A 15,860-nucleotide genomic window follows, 5' to 3' on the forward strand; every position below is an offset into this window, starting at 1 on the left:
CTTAGTTCATGTTGTTCGAAACTTTGTTGAAGGTGTTGGTCAGCTTGCCGCCCAGGCTGGTCATCGCGCCAATGGCAGCGACAGCGATGAGAGCGGCGATCAGGCCGTATTCGATGGCGGTGGCGCCCTTTTCGTTCTTCAGCATCTTGCGGATGAACTGCATTGGAAGTCTCCTTGAATTAAATTCCACGTTTAACTACCCGGCCGCCCCCGCTTGAGATGAAGGTCAGCTTGGACTGATGTAGAAGAAGGGGGTTGATAAAGATTTAATGGGCGAAGGAGGTGTCAGATATAGATGGTTAATGCGCCAGGACCTCCGTCGCGACGTTGTTCCACATGCCGATTGTCTTGTTGGCGACGTTGGAAACTGCGCCCATGACAGCCAGACAGATAAGGGCAAGGATCAGCCCATACTCCACCGCCGTGGCGCCGCGCTGGCAATAGATCAGCTTCCAGAAGCTGAAATTTTTGAATAATGCCCGCATGTCGCACCCCATTTACACACAGCCCGGACGCCCTTGTAAAAGGGGCAGGGTTAACAAACCCCTCAAACGGGAACAGTATGACGATAAATTCTCCATTGCTGGTGGTGGCCGCCGCCTTGATCGACGCTGATGGCCGCGTCCTGTTGCAGCAACGTCCGCCCGGAAAGCCAATGGCGCATCTCTGGGAGTTCCCCGGCGGCAAGGTGGAGCCGGGGGAAGCGCCTGAAACCGCGCTGATCCGTGAGCTGGAGGAGGAATTGGGGATCCGCACCCATGCGAGCTGCCTCGCGCCCGCGACCTTCGCCAGCGAACCGCTCGGTGATCGCCATCTGCTGCTGCTGCTTTACGTCTGCCGCAAATGGCAGGGCGTGGCCGAAGCGCGGCATGCGACCGCGCTCCAATGGATCAGGCCCGCGCAGATGTATGCGCTGGAGATGCCGCCCGCGGACCTGCCGTTGATCGGTTTGCTTGATTCCCTGATCTAGAGCGATTTCCAAGCGATCGGAACCGATCGCTGGTCAAGAAATCGCGGAAAACAAGGAAACCAGAGCGGCGATCTGATTCAATCAGATCGAAACCCGCTCTAGCTGCCAGAGCCTTCCTTGCGAAGGCGCGGCCGGGCTGTCCACCCATGCCCGGAATGGGCGGGGCCGGCGTTCCGGAGGAGCCGGCCCCGCTGTGCTTATTCCTCCGCAGCCTTGCTCTGCAACTGGATGTAGTTCTGGATGCCCATGCGATCGATCATTTCGAACTGGGTTTCCAGCGTATCGACATGCTCCTCCTCGCTTTCGAGGATGTGCTGGAACAGGTCGCGACTCACATAGTCGCGGATCGATTCGCAATAGGCGATGGCATCCTTCAGCACCGGCAGCGCTTCATATTCCAGCTCAAGGTCGGCCTTCAGGATTTCCTCCACCGTTTCCCCGATCTTCAGGCGGCCGAGCAACTGGAAATTGGGCAGGCCGTCGAGGAACAGGATCCGCTCGGCCAGCTTGTCGGCATGCTTCATCTCGTCGATGGATTCTTCATATTCGAACTTGGCGAGCTTCTCGATGCCCCAATGATTGAGCATGCGATAATGGAGGAAATATTGGTTGATTGCGGTAAGTTCGTTCTTGAGAACCTCATTGAGATATTCGATGACCTTGGCGTCGCCCTTCATGGCGTTCTTCTCCGGCTGTAGGGGAAAGTGCCTGGATCATAAGCATTTCGCTTCCGTTTGTTAATCCGGAAAGCCGCGGGAATCCGTCATTTTCTGCCGCGCTATTGCGTCAAGTTCGCGTCATTCCGATGCGCTTGATTCGCAATGACTTCAGATGGAGGCGCGTTCGGCCGCGATGATCGTACGGGCGAAGGGCACGCATTGGCCGCATTTCGGCCGGCGACCAAGCCGGGCATAGGCGCTGCAGGGAGTTGCACAACCTTCGCGGGCGACCTCTTTCAGGTCCTTTTCACGGATGGCATTGCAGACACAGACAACCATGCAGATCTCCTGAACAGGGAGATAGCTTAGATGATAATAGGTCGCAATAGGAATTCAGTCGCTGTTGCGAATCTTTTGCGTTTGCCCTCGGGCAAGGCTGCGCCATAGCCATTCCGCCGGGCCCAGGGCGAATCGCCGTTGCCAGAGCGGCGACCAGATCAGCATGATCGCCCATGCCCCCACCACGAACAGCGGCAGCATATGGTGCGGAACATGGCCGAACAGACCCAGCCCCCAGCCATAGAAGATCGCACACATGACAAGGCTGCTGCCCAGATAGTTGCTGAGCGCCAGCCTGCCGACGGCGGAGATCCTCGCGGTCAGGGCTGCGCTGCGGTGACGGGTGAACAGCCACAGGATCAGCGCCGCCCATCCGACCGCCAGCGGGATTCGGAAGGGAAACGACCAGGCCAGTACCGATCCCAGCGCTGTGAGCGGAGCGAACCGGCTGGAAATGATCCATATCGCGAGCATCGCCATCGGGATCAGCCCGATCAGAAAACAGTGGCGCGCCGTTCGCCAATATTGCTCCGCCGCCCAGCGACCGGTCAGGAAGCCGCCCTTCAGCATCGCCATGCCCAGCAGCATGAACCCCAGCGTATCAAACGCGATGAACGGCAGGGTCGTAGGCCACTGCCCACCGAACAGGGCGACGTGATGCAGGACAATGCCGGCATAGCTGCCGCGATAGACGTCATATTCGTTCCGAATCGCCGCATGGGCAGGATTGGACAACGAGTCGATGAAATTGGCGAAACCGGCGCTGACATGGCTGGGCGCGCCGGATGTCGCGGCGGCATGGCCCCAGGCGTAAAGCGTGCCGATGAAGCCCGCGCAGATCAGGAAATGTGCCAGGAAGAAGAAAAAGGCCCATTTGACGAGCGACAGCGGTTCCCGCCGCGCAAAGGGCAGCGCCGCCAGCCCGACCAGCGCATAGATCATCAATATGTCGCCCCACCACAGCAGCAGATAATGGGCGAGGCCGAAGACGAACAGCCAGCCAGCCCGGATTATCTGCGCGCGTGCCCCGTTCCGCCCGGCCATTTCCTCCCTGTCGATCAGCAGCAGCATTGACGCGCCGAACAGCATGGAAAACAGGGCGCGCATCTTGCCGTCGACCAACAGGAAGCTGGCCGTCCAGAAGGCGATGTCGCCTGTGGACAGCCGGCCCGCGGCGGCCGGGCTGAAATAGGCCTGTTCGGGCATGGCGAAGGCCGCGATGTTCATCCAGAGGATTCCCATGACCGCGCAGCCACGCAGAACGTCCATGGCGGGAATCCGGGAGGAGGGGGCGGTCATGGGTCGGTGCGGTCCTCGAAAGGCTGGAAAAGGGAGTGCGGCTCTGTCATTGCGACTAGCCATGAACGGCCACCGCAAGCAACGAATAAGCGACGCATTTGGCGCGGCTGCGGAGCATTATGATGATCACGCCGGACCGCAGCGGCAGGCCGCGGCGCTCGTGGCCGATCTCGCGCAGCGGCAGCGGCGCGACGGCTCCGGCCGGATATTGGAAATCGGTTGCGGCACGGGTTTTCTGACGCGCGACATCCAGGCTCGCTGGCCCGGCGCGGAATTCGTGGTGACGGACCTGTCGCCCGACATGCTGGCCCGCGCCGCCACGGGCGGTTTGGTCGCGGGCACATTCCTGGCGATGGATGGGGAAGCGCCGATCTTCGAAGGCGAATGGTTCGATCTCATCCTTTCCAGCCTGGCCTTTCAATGGTTCGACGATCTGGAGGGCGCGATTGCGCGTCTGGCCGGACTGCTGCGGCCCGGCGGAAGCCTGCTTTTCTCGACCATGGGGCAGGGCAGTTTCACCCGCTGGCGCGCCGCGCATCAGGCCGCCGGATTGAGCGCGGCCATCCCGAATTATCCTACGCTGCAAGGGCTGCGGTCGATGCTGGCGGCTTATGACGACGCCTTCGCCTTTGACGAGGAATATGCCCTGCCGTGCGATGGCGCGAAGGGCTTGATCGCCCATCTCAAGGGCATCGGGGCGGTGGTACCGAACGAAGGGCGCAGGCCCCTTTCGCCGCGCGATCTCCGGCGCGTGATGGCGGTCTTTGACGAAGGCGGCGGCCATGACGTCTACCAGGTGCTGTTCGGCCGGGTGACGCGCAGCGCGGGCGCGGCCGCCGCTGGCATTGCTATGCCTTCAAGGACGCCTCGATCGCCTTGAGCATCGGCGCGCCCTGTAGTGCCGCGGCCCGCGCGCCAAAGAGAAATCCGACATTCCGCCGCTCGTGAAAGTCCCTGAGCGTGACCTGTGCCATGCCCGGCCAACGATAGCTTTCGGGCATGACGGTGATGCCCAGGCCTGCCGCGACCATCTGCATCACCCGCTCGTCATTGGTCGATCGCAGGGCGAAATGCGGGCGGACGCCGCGATCGACGAAATAGCGGCTGGTGGCGGAGAGCGCCTCGCAATGGCGGCGCACGATCATCGTTTCCGACGCTAGTTCCTCGGCCGCCACAACGGTCCGTCCTGCAAACGGATGGCCATCGGCCATGGCGACTGCATAGCCTTCCTCTATGATTGATTGCGTCAGAAATCGGTCCGCGCCGGGCCTGATCAGGGTAAGAGCCACGTCAATCCGTTCCGCGTCCAGCCGGCCCAGCAATTCGCGCTCACTGCCCGGAATGAATTCGATCCTGCCATCGCTGGGCAGGGCGCCGTCGGTCAGGGCATGGGCAATCCGTTCCCCTGAAATGCTCGACAACAGGCCGATGCGTAGCACGGGCACCCGCTTGCTGCTTTCTCCCGCGAGCTCCGCCAGGTTGAATTCGCGCTCGATCCGTCGGGCGTGCGTTACCAGCCTGGTGCCCGCCATGGTCAGTTCGACCCGCTGGTTGCTGCGCAGGAAAAGCGCAGCGCCCACCGCCTGCTCCAGCTTGGCGATGCCCACCGACAGCGTCGGTTGCGACACGAGGCAATGCGCGGCGGCGCGAGAAAAATTGCCCTGGTCCACGACAGCCAGGAAATAGCGCAGCAGATAGCGTTCGATCATAGACAGAAACTATACACTATCCCGCACCGTTTCAATTTTTCCTGAAGGCCGGTGAACGATAGGATGCGCCGCAAGGAGAGCCGCCATGACTGATTTCGACTTCGCGCTGGGGGATAATGCGGAAATGATCCGCGAAACGACGGCGCGTTTTGCTGCCGATCGCATCGCGCCTCTGGCGACGGAAGTCGATGCCAGGGACTGGTTCCCGCGCGACCTGTGGCCCGAAATGGGCGCGCTTGGCCTGCACGGCATCACCGTGGAGGAGGCTGATGGCGGCCTTGGCCTCGGTTATCTGGAACATGTCGTCGCGCAGGAAGAGGTGGCGCGGGCGTCCGCCTCCATCGGCCTCAGCTATGGCGCGCATTCCAATCTCTGCGTCAATCAGATCCGCCGCTGGGCCACGCCGGAACAGAAGGCCCGCTATCTGCCCAGGCTGATTTCCGGCGAACATGTCGGTTCGCTCGCCATGTCGGAAGCAGGCGCGGGATCGGACGTCGTCTCGATGAAGCTGCGCGCCGAGAAGCGTGGCGACCGCTACGTCCTCAACGGGACCAAATTCTGGATCACCAATGCGACCCATGCCGATACGCTCGTCGTCTACGCCAAGACCGGCGATGGATCGCGCGGCATCACTGCATTCCTGATCGAAAAGGATTTCAAGGGCTTCTCCATCGGGCAGAAGATCGACAAGATGGGCATGCGCGGATCGCCCACGGCCGAACTGGTCTTCGACGATTGCGAAGTACCGGAGGAAAACATCATGGGCCCGCTCAATGGCGGCGTCGGCGTGCTGATGTCGGGCCTGGATTATGAGCGGGCGGTCCTGTCCGGCATCCAGCTGGGCATCATGCAGGCCTGCCTCGACGTGGTGCTGCCCTATGTGCGGGAGCGCAAGCAGTTCGGCCAGCCCATCGGTACCTTCCAGCTCATGCAGGCCAAGGTGGCGGACATGTATGTGGCGCTCAATTCGGCGCGGGCCTATGTCTATGCCGTGGCGCGGGCCTGCGACATGGGCAAGACCACCCGTTTCGACGCAGCCGGCGCGATCCTGCTGGCCAGCGAAAATGCGATGAAGGTGTCGCTGGAGGCGGTGCAGGCGCTGGGCGGCGCTGGCTATACCAAGGACTGGCCGGTCGAGCGGTACATGCGCGACGCCAAGTTGCTCGACATCGGCGCGGGCACGAACGAAATCCGTCGCATGCTCATCGGCCGCGAACTGATCGGCGCGTGACTCAGCTGCGGCCCACGAACAGGAAGGCAACCCCCGCCATGATGCAGAGGAAGGCGGCGAAATGGCGCCAGTGCAGCGGTTCGCCCAGCACCGTCACCATGAATCCGCCGAAGACCAGCAGCGCTATGGCTTCCTGCGCGATCTTGAGCTGGCCCGCGCTCCAGCCATGGGCGAAGCCGATCCGGTTGGCGGGTACGGCGAAGCAATATTCGACGAAGGCGATGCCCCAGCTGATCAGGATGACCATGAAAAGGGGTTTGTTCATCCCGCCTTTCAGGTGCCAATACCAGGCTGTCGTCATGAAGAGGTTGGAAATGGTGAGGAGCAGGATGGTCGGCATGGAGGGACTCGGCTTGGGAAGTCCTCTGCCCTCTCGCATCAGCGTGCGGGGGAGCGCAAGGGGATGAGCGCGCCGACCCTTGATACGAAGCTTTCGACGGAGAGCGATTCCTTCCGCGACAATGCGGCGCATAACCGCGCGCTTCGCGATGAACTGTGCGTCAAGGTCGCACAGGCGGCGCTTGGTGGAAGCGAGGCCGCACGGGCTAGGCATGTGGCGCGCGGCAAGTTGCTTCCCCGCGATCGGGTGGAACGGCTGCTCGATCCGGGCAGCCCGTTTCTGGAGATCGGACAGCTCGCCGCCAACGGCATGTATCATGGCGAAGTGCCCGGCGCCGGGCTGATCGTGGGCATCGGCCGAGTGTCGGGGCGACAGGTGATGATCGTCTGCAACGACGCCACGGTGAAGGGCGGCACCTATTATCCGCTGACCGTGAAGAAGCATCTCCGCGCGCAGGAAATCGCGATGGAGAACCGGCTGCCATGCATCTACCTCGTCGACAGCGGCGGCGCAAACCTGCCCAACCAGGCTGACGTCTTCCCCGACCGGGAGCATTTTGGCCGCATCTTCTACAATCAGGCGCAAATGTCGGCACGGGGCATCCCCCAGATCGCCTGCGTCATGGGAAGCTGCACGGCGGGGGGCGCCTATGTGCCCGCCATGTCGGACGAGACGGTGATCGTGCGCAATCAGGGCACGATCTTCCTCGCCGGTCCGCCCCTGGTTCAGGCGGCGACGGGAGAGGTCATCAGCGCCGAGGATCTGGGCGGCGCGGACGTGCACGGCCGCCGCTCAGGCGTGGTCGATCATGTCGCGGAGAATGACGAGCATGCGCTGACCATCGTGCGGGACATCGTGTCGACCCTGCAACCGGCGCCGCGGATCGACCTGAACCTGCGCGAAGCCAGGCCGCCGAAACAGGATCCGGAGGAACTTTACGGCATTGTCCCCCAGGATGTCCGTGCGCCCTATGACGTGCGGGAGGTGATCGCCCGCATCGTCGACGGCAGCGAATTTCACGAGTTCAAATCGCTCTACGGCGCGACGCTGGTCTGCGGTTTCGCCCATATCTGGGGCATGCCGGTGGCGATCCTCGCCAATAACGGCGTGCTGTTCAGCGAAAGCGCGCAAAAGGGCGCGCATTTCATCGAACTCGCCTGCCAGCGGCGCATTCCGCTGCTTTTCCTCCAGAATATCTCCGGCTTCATGGTCGGCGGCAAATATGAAGCGGAGGGGATCGCCAAACATGGCGCGAAGCTGGTGACGGCGGTCGCGACCGCCAGCGTGCCCAAGATCACCGTGCTGATCGGCGGCAGCTTCGGCGCGGGCAATTACGGCATGTGCGGCCGGGCCTACAGCCCGCGCTTTCTCTTCACCTGGCCTAACAGCCGCATCTCCGTGATGGGCGGGGAGCAGGCGGCGAGCGTGCTGGCGACTGTCCACCGCGACGCCGCGAAATGGACGCCGGAGGAAGCCGAAGCCTTCAGGGGGCCGATCCGCCAGAAATATGAGGATGAGGGCAATCCCTATCACGCGACGGCGCGGCTGTGGGACGATGGCGTGATCGACCCCGCCCAGACCCGCGACGTGCTTGGCCTCGCCTTTGCCGCCACGCTCAACGCACCCGTCGAGAAGGCGCCCCGCTTCGGGGTGTTCCGCATGTGATCCAGTCCCTGCTCATAGCCAATCGCGGCGAGATCGCCTGCCGCATCATCCGCACCGCCCGGCGCCTCGGCATCCGCACCGTCGCGGTCTATTCGGATGCAGACGCGAAGGCTCTCCACGTCCGCGAAGCCGACGAGGCCGTGCATATCGGTCCATCCCCGGCCCGCGAGTCCTATCTCATCGGCGACCGCATCATCGCCGCCGCGCAGGCCACGGGAGCACAGGCCATCCATCCCGGCTACGGCTTCCTGTCGGAAAACGCCGCCTTTGCGCAGGCCGTGATCGACGCCGGGCTCATCTGGGTCGGCCCCAATCCCGACAGCATCACGGCCATGGGCCTGAAGGACGCCGCAAAGAAGCTGATGGCCGAAGCAGGCGTGCCCGTCACCCCCGGCTATCTGGGCGAGGACCAGAGCCCCGAACGCCTGAAGGCCGAGGCCGATACAATCGGCTACCCCGTCCTCATCAAGGCGGTGGCAGGCGGCGGTGGCAAGGGGATGCGGCGGGTGGACGCGCCGGAGGATTTCGCCGACGCGCTGCTCTCCTGCCAGCGGGAGGCGGCCTCCAGCTTCGGCAACGACCAGGTGCTGATCGAGAAATATATCCTCTCGCCGCGCCATATCGAGGTGCAGGTGTTCGGCGACAGCCATGGCAATATTGTCCATCTGTTCGAGCGCGACTGTTCGCTCCAGCGCCGCCACCAGAAGGTGATCGAGGAAGCGCCCGCGCCCGGCATGGACGAGGCAACCCGCCAGGCGATTTGCGGCGCGGCGGTGCGCGCCGCGCAGGCGGTGGACTATGTCGGCGCGGGCACGATCGAGTTCATCGCCGACGCCAGCGCCGGGGAGGGCGGGGGCCTGCGCGCCGACCGCATCTGGTTCATGGAGATGAACACGCGTTTGCAGGTCGAGCACCCGGTGACGGAGGAGATCACCGGCGTCGATCTGGTCGAATGGCAATTGCGCGTGGCAAGCGGCGAACCGTTGCCGAAAAGGCAGGAGGAATTGTCGATCGACGGTCACGCCATAGAGGCGCGGCTCTATGCCGAAGACCCTGCAAAAGGCTTCCTGCCAAGCACGGGACAGCTGGAGAGCTTCACCATCCCACACGCCATGAGACAAACGCAATGGAGGGATGAGCGGGGAACTGCGGAACTGTCGACCGACTATGACGTGCGCCTGCGGATCGAAACGGGCGTATCGCAGGGTGACGAAATTTCCCCTTGGTACGATCCGATGATCGCCAAGCTCATCTGCCATGCGGAAACGCGCCAGGAGGCTCTTGTCGGCCTTAACAAAATGTGTTGGGACAGCCGGATATGGCCAGTGAAGACTAATGCGTCCTTTCTGGGATCGCTGGTCGTCATGCCTGACTTTAGACGCGGCAAGATCGATACCGGCTTCATTGAAAGGCATATGGATGACACGGCTTATGAGGTTGATCCGCCTCAATGGATGCTCGACCTGATTGCCGAACGCTTTGTGGAACGGTTCTCACCACAGACTTCTGGTCGCAAAGGACTGCGTCTCAACGCAAGCCCTCAGGCCGAAGTTCGGTTTTCCGATCAGATGGCCCAATATAGGGGACGATGGGATAGCCGGATCGGTTATGACCAGCGCAGCTATCCGCTGATCCAAGACGATGGCGATGCAATATTCGTCACCTTCCAAGGCAAGACATGGCGATTCATGCCCTCCCGGACCGAGGGCGTGATTGGAGGCGCCGCATCCGACGGCGCGATCCTTGCCCCCATGCCGGGTCGCATCATCGCCGTCGCCGTGGCCAAAGGCGAGCGGGTCGCCAAGGGTCAGAAGCTGGTGACGCTGGAGGCGATGAAGATGGAGCACAGCCTTGTCGCGCCCTTCGACGGCGTGGTGGCGGAGCTGGCCGCCAGCGAAGGCGGGCAGGTGAGCGAAGGCACGTTGCTGGTGCTGGTGGAGCGGGAGGAAAGCTAATGGCAGGCCGCTATTATGACGAATGGACTGTTGGCGATCGGATAACCCATGAAATCCGGCGCACCGTCACGGAGACCGACAATCTGCTTTTCTCGACCATGACCCATAATCCCCAACCGTTGCATCTCGATGCCGAAGCGGCCAGGGCGTCCGAATTCGGCCAGATCCTGGTCAACGGCACCTTCACCTTCGCGCTGATGGTGGGGCTGTCCGTGGGTGACACCACGCTGGGCACGCTGGTCGCCAATCTTGGCTATGACAGGCTGGTCATGCCCAAGCCCGTCTTCATCGGCGATACCTTGAGAGCGGACAGCGAGGTGACCGAACTCAAGGAAAGCCGCTCCCGCCCCGAAGCGGGCATCGTGACCTTCACCCATCGCCTCCATAACCAGCGGGATGAAATCGTCTGCCAATGCCTGCGCATGGCGCTGCTGAAGAAGAGGCCGGCATGAAGCTCCGTTCGCTGCTGTTCGTGCCCGCCGACCGTCCCGAACGCTTTGCGAAGGCGGCGGCCAGCGGCGCGGATGCGATCATCCTGGACCTTGAGGATTCGGTCGCGCCGGAACGCAAGGCTTATGGACGGGCGGCCATGGCCGAGTGGCTGGCGTCGCCGCGCGACTGCCTGGCGTTCGTGCGGATAAACCCGCTGGATGGTGATGACAGCCGCGACGACCTGGACGCCGTGCTGCCGGCATCGCCGGACGGTATCATGCTGCCCAAGGCGGAGGGCGCGGACAGCATCCGGGCGCTGATCGCGCGGGCGGGGGGCGCCGACCTGCCGCCGGTCCTGCCCATCGCGACGGAGACTGCCGCCGCCATTTTCGAAATGGGCACATTCCGGCAGGTGAGCGACAGGCTGGCGGGGCTGAGCTGGGGGGCGGAGGATCTGCCTGCGTCGATCGGCGCCTCGACCTCTCGGGAGGAGGATGGCCGCTACACCGCGCCCTTTGAAATGGTGCGCAGCCTGACGCTGTTCGCCGCCCATGCGGCCGGTGTTCCCGCCATCGACACGATCTTTCCCCGTATTGAGGCGATGGACGATCTCAAGGCCTATATCGGGCGCGCGCGGCGTGACGGCTTTACAGGCATGATGGCGATCCATCCGGTGCAGATCGCGGCGATCAACCAAGGCTTCACCCCCAGCGAGGCGGAGATCGCGCGGGCAAGGGCCGTCATCGATGCCTTTGCCGCCAATCCGGGGGCAGGGGTGCTGAAGCTGGACGGCAGGATGATCGACCGGCCCCACCTCATCCAGGCGCAGCGGGTGCTGGCCGCGGGAGAATGAGAAAGGGTCCGGCGGTGCGGCCGGACCCTCCTTCATTTTTTCTGACCTTTATCGGTAGCGACCTTTTTCGAAGCTCGTGCCGCCAACGCCGCTATATCGTTCATTGGCGTCATCGCCCTGCGACCCGAACATCGCCTGCTGCTCGCGCTCCGTCCGCCAGGCGGTCTGTGCCTGTTCCGCCGTCTTTTCCAGCGTCACTTTCTGCGCATCGACCGACCTGATCCAGGATGACGGGATCGAATGATGGACGCCGCCGGATTCCTGGTCACTCTTGGTCAGGACGATGCGGTCGCCGCGCAGCTTGTCGACCGTGCCGACATGCTCGCCATCGCTGCCGACAACTTCCATATGCTCGCGCACCTGCTGCACGGCCTCGCGCTGTTCGCCGCGGCGGGTGCGCCAGGTGCCGAACTCATTGTTGAACCGTTCGCGGTTCTCGCGCTGATATTCGGCATAATCGCGGTCCAGCTCGTCGATCCGCTGCTGGCGCCAGGCATGGTAATTGGCGTCGTGATGCTCGCCATAATCATGGTTCACACCGAAGGAGCGCACCCGATAGCCATGATCCTCGCTGCCAAAGCCGCTGCGTTCGCCGGTATAGGGCGCATAACCGCGATTGGGCAGATAGCGGCTCGTGTTGGAGGCCGAGGCATAGCCGATCCGGCTGCTCTGGTCGCGCGGATCGCCATAGGGGCGGTTGTAATAATCGTCATATTCGCGACGGCGTTCCGCATCCTCGTCACCGAACCAGCTGCGGATTTCGTCTCCCGCACGGTCGAAGAAGCCGCGTTCTTCCGGATCATAATCGTCGGGCAGGCGCCGGTCGCGCGGCCCGCCATATCCGGAACCCGTTCCGCCGAACTGGCCGCGCGTGCCATATTGATAGCCGCGATCGTCCCGCCAGTCGCGCCGCGCGCGGTAACGGTCGGAATCGCGGTCCCAGTCCGTCCAGTTACGATCGCCGTCACCATAGCGACGTCCGCCTTGGTAACCCATTGTCCGTCTCCTTGTCTGCTTTTGCACGACGCCCATTCGGCCGCCGTCACCGCACCAATGAGCATGAAGCCGCATCGTTCCGGGCGTTACGCAGGAGTAATGTCCCGCCTTTGCCCCGGCATAGCTATTGAGCGTGACCTGGGCAGGCCGTTCGCAGCCGCCCCAATTTTGCGCAAAAAGACCGTTGCATGGCCGCAATCGCTCGCTTATAGGCAGCGCTCCTTTACGGGGCCGTAGCTCAGCTGGGAGAGCGCGTCGTTCGCAATGACGAGGTCAGGGGTTCGATCCCCCTCGGCTCCACCATTTCCCTTTGATTTCATTGGATAATTTTCCCCTTTTTGGGGCGGGCCTAAGTTGAGGCCTAATTCGTTTTTTTCTGCGCAGGTGCGGCGAGCTCCCGCTCGATAGCAAGCGGTGGGACGCGCACATTTTCGCCATGCTCCAATGCGCTTGGAGCTGCGCGTCGATCGTGGAAGCGAGCCGAGTTGACGCAGCCTTGCTGCATTATTGGTAAGAGCATCGAAATCATAATCCGCGCGTCGGGAGTTCAAGTCCCTCCTCTCTACCATTCCTTCACTCATCTCAAACGACGCTTTTTTGGCGATTTTCCGCCGGTTTGAGGTGATGAAGCTGGCACGAATCCCACAAGTGGTCTGTTTACTGACCGAGACAGAATATGTCATTCTGAGGCTGGTTTGGACACCTGTTGTGTCATTATTTGTGTCATCGATTTATATCGCCTCGCGGTGTCGAGGTTACGATGGGAAAAGCCCCTAATTTCAACCCTTCAACGATATACGTCCTGTCGGAGGGCAAGCATCCTGACCTGCTGACGGTTGGCCTTTGTGTCATCGTCAGCAAGGTTTGGCAGTTCCGCCGCTCCTCGACCGGATGAAGAAGCTCGCGGTCGCGAGATTCCCACATGGCATTTCCACGACCTTCGGCGGACCTTCTGCCCCCTTGCGCGGGCATCGGCATCGATCGCGATATCTCCGAACTGATGCTCAATCATAAGCGGAAGGGCGGCGGAGGCGTCGACGACAAAAATTAAGAACTGGAACTGCGTGCGAGCGGCTTTGCCGCCTGGGAGAAATTCTTGATCAGTCTTGCCTCGGCCGCTGGGGCAGCAAGCCTCCTTCGCGTGCCACGCTCGGACGAAATTGACGGTTAGGGGGTGCGAATCGGGGAGTCACAATCAGCTGGGCTTCAACAGACGTGCTGCGACCAGTGAGTCGCTGACCCGCTAAAATATTTTTTGGGGTGGAGGGGCGCATTGCCTCGGCGCCAGGTGTCAACCTTTTTGGGAATGAAAGGGCTGTTTCCTCAGCGGGGGGCATATGGTTTGCCGTGAGGCCCTGGTGCTGGGGTGGCCGTCTGTGAGGTAGTGCGCCAATTCCCGCGGCGCCTTGTGGAACTGCCTCTGCATAATTAGGGGGCGCCCTTATGGCGGAACGTACATGAGCGCGAGTGGTGAACTTGTCTCTGGTGAAAGTGGAGTGATGCGTGAAGGGGCGGTCTGTAGAGAAGCGACGTCCTGCACAACGGTCCACGGTCCTCGGCGCCGAGGGCTGCTCGCTCCCTGGCAGGAGAACTTGGCTAAAAACCTGATGCGCCAGCGGCTGGCATCCGCTGTCACAGTTTCCGATATTGCGTCGCAATGTCGAATTTCGGTCAGCTATTTTGGACATGCGTTCGCAAACTCTGTCGGAATTTCTCCTTATGCGTGGCTCTTGGAGCAGCGAGTCGCACAAGCGAAAGATCTTCTCAAGACCCCCTCCATTCCGATCTCCCGAATCGCTCTGGACTGTGGCTTCACAGATCAAGCTCATTTCACGAACACCTTCTCCCGCAAGGTTGGAATGACACCGCGGCTATGGCGGATCAAACATTCGCCAACGGGGGAAATACCGAGATGATGGCGTCACTTGCCTCGAACGAGATGGACGCAGCTTTTCCCGCAGGTGTCAACTTTCCGTTCTGCGGTCAGAGGAGGGGCGTCCCGTTGATTGTCGCCGGGCTTGCGCTGACCCTGGGCCCCGGCCTATAAAAGGTATTCAAAAGAAACTGAATTTTTTGGGATCAGCGAGTTTGTGAGGCGTAGGTTTGTTGGCACATTCCTCAAAATGCGACAGTTGCTATTGCACCCGATAGGAGATCATGGGCAGACGATGATGTTTCCTCTGGAGTGCATTCTGCCGCTCCAAGTGAAGATATTCGCGCCGTATGAAGCGTGAGCGGGCAACCGAGCTTTCTGACAGTGGCCGCGTCAATGCAGAGGCCTCACCAACGGCACCTCCGCGGCTTGAGCAGGAGGGGGTGGCCCCGCGCGTCGATTTGCTACACTTCCTATTGAAAGATTACGCTCAGCTTCTGCGCCAACTCACCAAGAAGTTTGGTTCGATCGATTTTGCCTCCGATGCGCTTCACGACCTGTACGAGCGGATCCGTACTGAGTCGCTGAGGAGCAACATTGATAGTCCACGGGCCTATTTGTACCGAATGGCGGTCAATCTGGGACTGAATATCGTCCGTCGCGACAAGCGAAATATGCCGCTAGAGCCTGCCTTTATCGAAAACCTTGCTGACACTGCCCCCGATGCGGAAAGGGTCGTGGCGGGAATAAACGAACTAAATTTTGTTCTCGATGAACTCTATACACTCCCCGATCAGCGTCGTGCCATTTTCATAGCGCGGTGGCGTGATGAAAAGGAGCTTGCAGCTATCGCCAGCGAATTCGGCCTGCATCGGAGGACTGTTCAAAAGGAACTGGCGCGATCGGAGGAGCATCTGCGCGCTGTGCTTGGTCGAGGTCAAAAGTAGGTTTTGGTCGTCGCTTGTATCGCGACGGTCGGATTTGGAAGTGCCGGTGCGATAAGTACAGCTTTGGCTGCTATCTAGCCTAATTGATCTGAATGAGAGCGGCAGGCACATCATAGCCCCAGTCGCTATATTTTCGAGCAGTCACCGCCGACCTGAACCTGCGCGGCGGTGAGATTGTTGGCGAGCATCTGCTGTTGGTCAAAGGCATTGGCAATGAGCTTGCCAAAAGTCGGCTCGGCCTGCGCTTCCCCGATCACGCCCGATGCCTTTAAATGCGCGTCCTGATCGGAATATCCCGCCCGCTCGAAATGCCGGGTCGCGCCGTCCATCAACATGCCGTAGGCGCGGGTGTCGCCGAAGGCCCGCCACTGGATGAGGTTCTGTGAGAAGGCCGCGAACGTCTTCTCGCCTGTTTCACCCTTGCCGAAACAGATCGTGCCAAGGTCACGCAGCGGGGTTTCTCAGCAAATTGATGGATCGCGGTCGTGGCCGCATTGGACTGAACGGCTCGCGCCACCTGCGGGTCGGAGAGGTCGCGACCATTCAGGGCCGGGGTGAGCGCGCCGAGCTGGCGCGTATCTCTCATTGGCTC

17 protein-coding genes, 1 tRNA gene and 1 pseudogene are annotated in these 15,860 nt (G+C 61.6%); 10 read left to right on the forward strand and 9 right to left on the reverse strand.

The window, feature by feature from the left end; all coding sequences use genetic code 11:
* Position 1: 1 nt before the first annotated feature.
* Both ACN9MX_RS18050 and ACN9MX_RS18055 read right to left on the reverse strand, forming a co-directional pair.
* Entirely contained in the window at positions 2–163 is a 162-nt protein-coding gene (locus ACN9MX_RS18050) for a Flp family type IVb pilin (RefSeq protein WP_363830155.1), read from the reverse strand.
* A gap of 136 nt (positions 164–299) precedes the next feature.
* Positions 300–485, reverse strand: coding sequence for a Flp family type IVb pilin (locus tag ACN9MX_RS18055; protein ID WP_363737165.1), 186 nt, complete (start codon positions 483–485; stop codon positions 300–302).
* A gap of 77 nt (positions 486–562) precedes the next feature.
* Between ACN9MX_RS18055 and ACN9MX_RS18060 the strand changes: the two genes are divergently transcribed.
* Positions 563–970, forward strand: coding sequence for a (deoxy)nucleoside triphosphate pyrophosphohydrolase (locus ACN9MX_RS18060; RefSeq protein WP_363737164.1), 408 nt, complete (start codon positions 563–565; stop codon positions 968–970).
* 197 nt (positions 971–1,167) lie between these two features.
* On the opposite strand, the gene bfr is transcribed toward ACN9MX_RS18060, so the two are convergent.
* The 3 genes from bfr to ACN9MX_RS18075 all read right to left on the reverse strand — a co-directional run bounded on the left by bfr (position 1,168) and on the right by ACN9MX_RS18075 (position 3,267).
* Positions 1,168–1,647, reverse strand: a complete 480-nt coding sequence (gene bfr / locus ACN9MX_RS18065) for a bacterioferritin (RefSeq protein WP_013847267.1) — start codon at positions 1,645–1,647, stop codon at positions 1,168–1,170.
* A 150-nt stretch (positions 1,648–1,797) separates the two neighbouring features.
* A complete protein-coding gene (locus ACN9MX_RS18070) occupies positions 1,798–1,968 on the reverse strand; it encodes a (2Fe-2S)-binding protein (protein ID WP_025547882.1) in 171 nt (56 codons plus the stop codon).
* Between the two features lie 54 nt (positions 1,969–2,022).
* Entirely contained in the window at positions 2,023–3,267 is a 1,245-nt protein-coding gene (locus tag ACN9MX_RS18075) for a DUF418 domain-containing protein (protein ID WP_363830158.1), read from the reverse strand.
* Positions 3,268–3,328: 61 nt separating this feature from the next.
* Here ACN9MX_RS18075 and ACN9MX_RS18080 point away from each other — a divergent pair, with 61 nt between their 5' ends.
* Positions 3,329–4,147 (forward strand): methyltransferase domain-containing protein, encoded by an 819-nt coding sequence (locus ACN9MX_RS18080; protein WP_363830160.1) that lies wholly within the window; start codon positions 3,329–3,331, stop codon positions 4,145–4,147.
* On the opposite strand, the gene ACN9MX_RS18085 is transcribed toward ACN9MX_RS18080, so the two are convergent.
* On the reverse strand, positions 4,116–4,976 hold the full coding sequence (locus tag ACN9MX_RS18085; protein ID WP_363756000.1) for a LysR family transcriptional regulator: 861 nt from the start codon (positions 4,974–4,976) through the stop codon (positions 4,116–4,118). The two genes, ACN9MX_RS18080 and ACN9MX_RS18085, sit on opposite strands and share 32 nt — an antisense overlap.
* A gap of 85 nt (positions 4,977–5,061) precedes the next feature.
* Between ACN9MX_RS18085 and ACN9MX_RS18090 the strand changes: the two genes are divergently transcribed.
* Complete coding sequence (locus ACN9MX_RS18090) at positions 5,062–6,207, forward strand: isovaleryl-CoA dehydrogenase (RefSeq protein WP_363830162.1); 1,146 nt, start codon at positions 5,062–5,064, stop codon at positions 6,205–6,207.
* A 1-nt stretch (position 6,208) separates the two neighbouring features.
* Here ACN9MX_RS18090 and ACN9MX_RS18095 read toward each other — a convergent pair whose 3' ends face one another.
* A complete protein-coding gene (locus ACN9MX_RS18095; protein WP_363830165.1) occupies positions 6,209–6,547 on the reverse strand; it encodes a DMT family protein in 339 nt (112 codons plus the stop codon).
* Positions 6,548–6,610: 63 nt separating this feature from the next.
* Between ACN9MX_RS18095 and ACN9MX_RS18100 the strand changes: the two genes are divergently transcribed.
* Genes ACN9MX_RS18100 through ACN9MX_RS18115 form a run of 4 tightly spaced genes read left to right on the forward strand, consistent with a single transcriptional unit; the run spans position 6,611 to position 11,452 of the window.
* Positions 6,611–8,212 carry a carboxyl transferase domain-containing protein gene (locus ACN9MX_RS18100; protein ID WP_363830168.1) on the forward strand — a complete coding sequence of 534 codons (1,602 nt, stop codon included), beginning with the start codon at positions 6,611–6,613 and terminating at the stop codon, positions 8,210–8,212.
* A complete protein-coding gene (locus ACN9MX_RS18105; protein WP_363830171.1) occupies positions 8,209–10,167 on the forward strand; it encodes an acetyl/propionyl/methylcrotonyl-CoA carboxylase subunit alpha in 1,959 nt (652 codons plus the stop codon). Before ACN9MX_RS18100 ends, ACN9MX_RS18105 begins: the two co-directional genes overlap by 4 nt.
* The gene (locus ACN9MX_RS18110; RefSeq protein WP_363737156.1) at positions 10,167–10,619 is read left to right on the forward strand and encodes a MaoC family dehydratase; all 453 of its coding nucleotides are present in this window, start codon (positions 10,167–10,169) and stop codon (positions 10,617–10,619) included. Before ACN9MX_RS18105 ends, ACN9MX_RS18110 begins: the two co-directional genes overlap by 1 nt.
* Positions 10,616–11,452, forward strand: coding sequence for an HpcH/HpaI aldolase/citrate lyase family protein (locus tag ACN9MX_RS18115; RefSeq protein WP_363830173.1), 837 nt, complete (start codon positions 10,616–10,618; stop codon positions 11,450–11,452). The genes ACN9MX_RS18110 and ACN9MX_RS18115 overlap by 4 nt, the downstream gene beginning before the upstream one ends.
* Positions 11,453–11,500: 48 nt before the next feature.
* Here ACN9MX_RS18115 and ACN9MX_RS18120 read toward each other — a convergent pair whose 3' ends face one another.
* Positions 11,501–12,448: a DUF2171 domain-containing protein gene (locus tag ACN9MX_RS18120; RefSeq protein ID WP_363830176.1), complete on the reverse strand. Its 948-nt coding sequence runs from the start codon at positions 12,446–12,448 to the stop codon at positions 11,501–11,503.
* 227 nt (positions 12,449–12,675) lie between these two features.
* Here ACN9MX_RS18120 and ACN9MX_RS18125 point away from each other — a divergent pair.
* The 3 genes from ACN9MX_RS18125 (at position 12,676) to ACN9MX_RS18135 (ending at position 15,268) form a co-directional block, all read left to right on the forward strand.
* Positions 12,676–12,751 (forward strand) — tRNA-Ala (locus tag ACN9MX_RS18125).
* A 1,289-nt stretch (positions 12,752–14,040) separates the two neighbouring features.
* Positions 14,041–14,364, forward strand: coding sequence for a helix-turn-helix domain-containing protein (locus ACN9MX_RS18130; protein ID WP_426387724.1), 324 nt, complete (start codon positions 14,041–14,043; stop codon positions 14,362–14,364).
* Between the two features lie 631 nt (positions 14,365–14,995).
* Positions 14,996–15,268, forward strand: coding sequence for an RNA polymerase sigma factor (locus ACN9MX_RS18135; RefSeq protein ID WP_426387730.1), 273 nt, complete (start codon positions 14,996–14,998; stop codon positions 15,266–15,268).
* Between the two features lie 146 nt (positions 15,269–15,414).
* Here ACN9MX_RS18135 and ACN9MX_RS18140 read toward each other — a convergent pair.
* Positions 15,415–15,842, reverse strand: a pseudogene (locus ACN9MX_RS18140) (conjugal transfer protein TraG N-terminal domain-containing protein); the annotation flags it as partial.
* Positions 15,843–15,860 lie beyond the last annotated feature (18 nt).

The organism is Sphingobium sp. R-21, from assembly GCF_049913335.1.
Taxonomy (GTDB): domain Bacteria; phylum Pseudomonadota; class Alphaproteobacteria; order Sphingomonadales; family Sphingomonadaceae; genus Sphingobium.

Coding starts and splice junctions, on each gene's coding strand:
- bfr (WP_013847267.1), bottom strand. CDS start 1,647: ATGAAGGGCGACGCCAAGGTCATCGAATATCTCAATGAGGTTCTCAAG.
- ACN9MX_RS18050 (WP_363830155.1), bottom strand. CDS start 163: ATGCAGTTCATCCGCAAGATGCTGAAGAACGAAAAGGGCGCCACCGCC.
- ACN9MX_RS18055 (WP_363737165.1), bottom strand. CDS start 485: ATGCGGGCATTATTCAAAAATTTCAGCTTCTGGAAGCTGATCTATTGC.
- ACN9MX_RS18090 (WP_363830162.1), top strand. CDS start 5,062: ATGACTGATTTCGACTTCGCGCTGGGGGATAATGCGGAAATGATCCGC.
- ACN9MX_RS18070 (WP_025547882.1), bottom strand. CDS start 1,968: ATGGTTGTCTGTGTCTGCAATGCCATCCGTGAAAAGGACCTGAAAGAG.
- ACN9MX_RS18085 (WP_363756000.1), bottom strand. CDS start 4,976: ATGATCGAACGCTATCTGCTGCGCTATTTCCTGGCTGTCGTGGACCAG.
- ACN9MX_RS18075 (WP_363830158.1), bottom strand. CDS start 3,267: ATGACCGCCCCCTCCTCCCGGATTCCCGCCATGGACGTTCTGCGTGGC.
- ACN9MX_RS18060 (WP_363737164.1), top strand. CDS start 563: ATGACGATAAATTCTCCATTGCTGGTGGTGGCCGCCGCCTTGATCGAC.
- ACN9MX_RS18115 (WP_363830173.1), top strand. CDS start 10,616: ATGAAGCTCCGTTCGCTGCTGTTCGTGCCCGCCGACCGTCCCGAACGC.
- ACN9MX_RS18110 (WP_363737156.1), top strand. CDS start 10,167: ATGGCAGGCCGCTATTATGACGAATGGACTGTTGGCGATCGGATAACC.
- ACN9MX_RS18080 (WP_363830160.1), top strand. CDS start 3,329: ATGAACGGCCACCGCAAGCAACGAATAAGCGACGCATTTGGCGCGGCT.
- ACN9MX_RS18120 (WP_363830176.1), bottom strand. CDS start 12,448: ATGGGTTACCAAGGCGGACGTCGCTATGGTGACGGCGATCGTAACTGG.
- ACN9MX_RS18135 (WP_426387730.1), top strand. CDS start 14,996: ATGCCGCTAGAGCCTGCCTTTATCGAAAACCTTGCTGACACTGCCCCC.
- ACN9MX_RS18095 (WP_363830165.1), bottom strand. CDS start 6,547: ATGCCGACCATCCTGCTCCTCACCATTTCCAACCTCTTCATGACGACA.
- ACN9MX_RS18100 (WP_363830168.1), top strand. CDS start 6,611: ATGAGCGCGCCGACCCTTGATACGAAGCTTTCGACGGAGAGCGATTCC.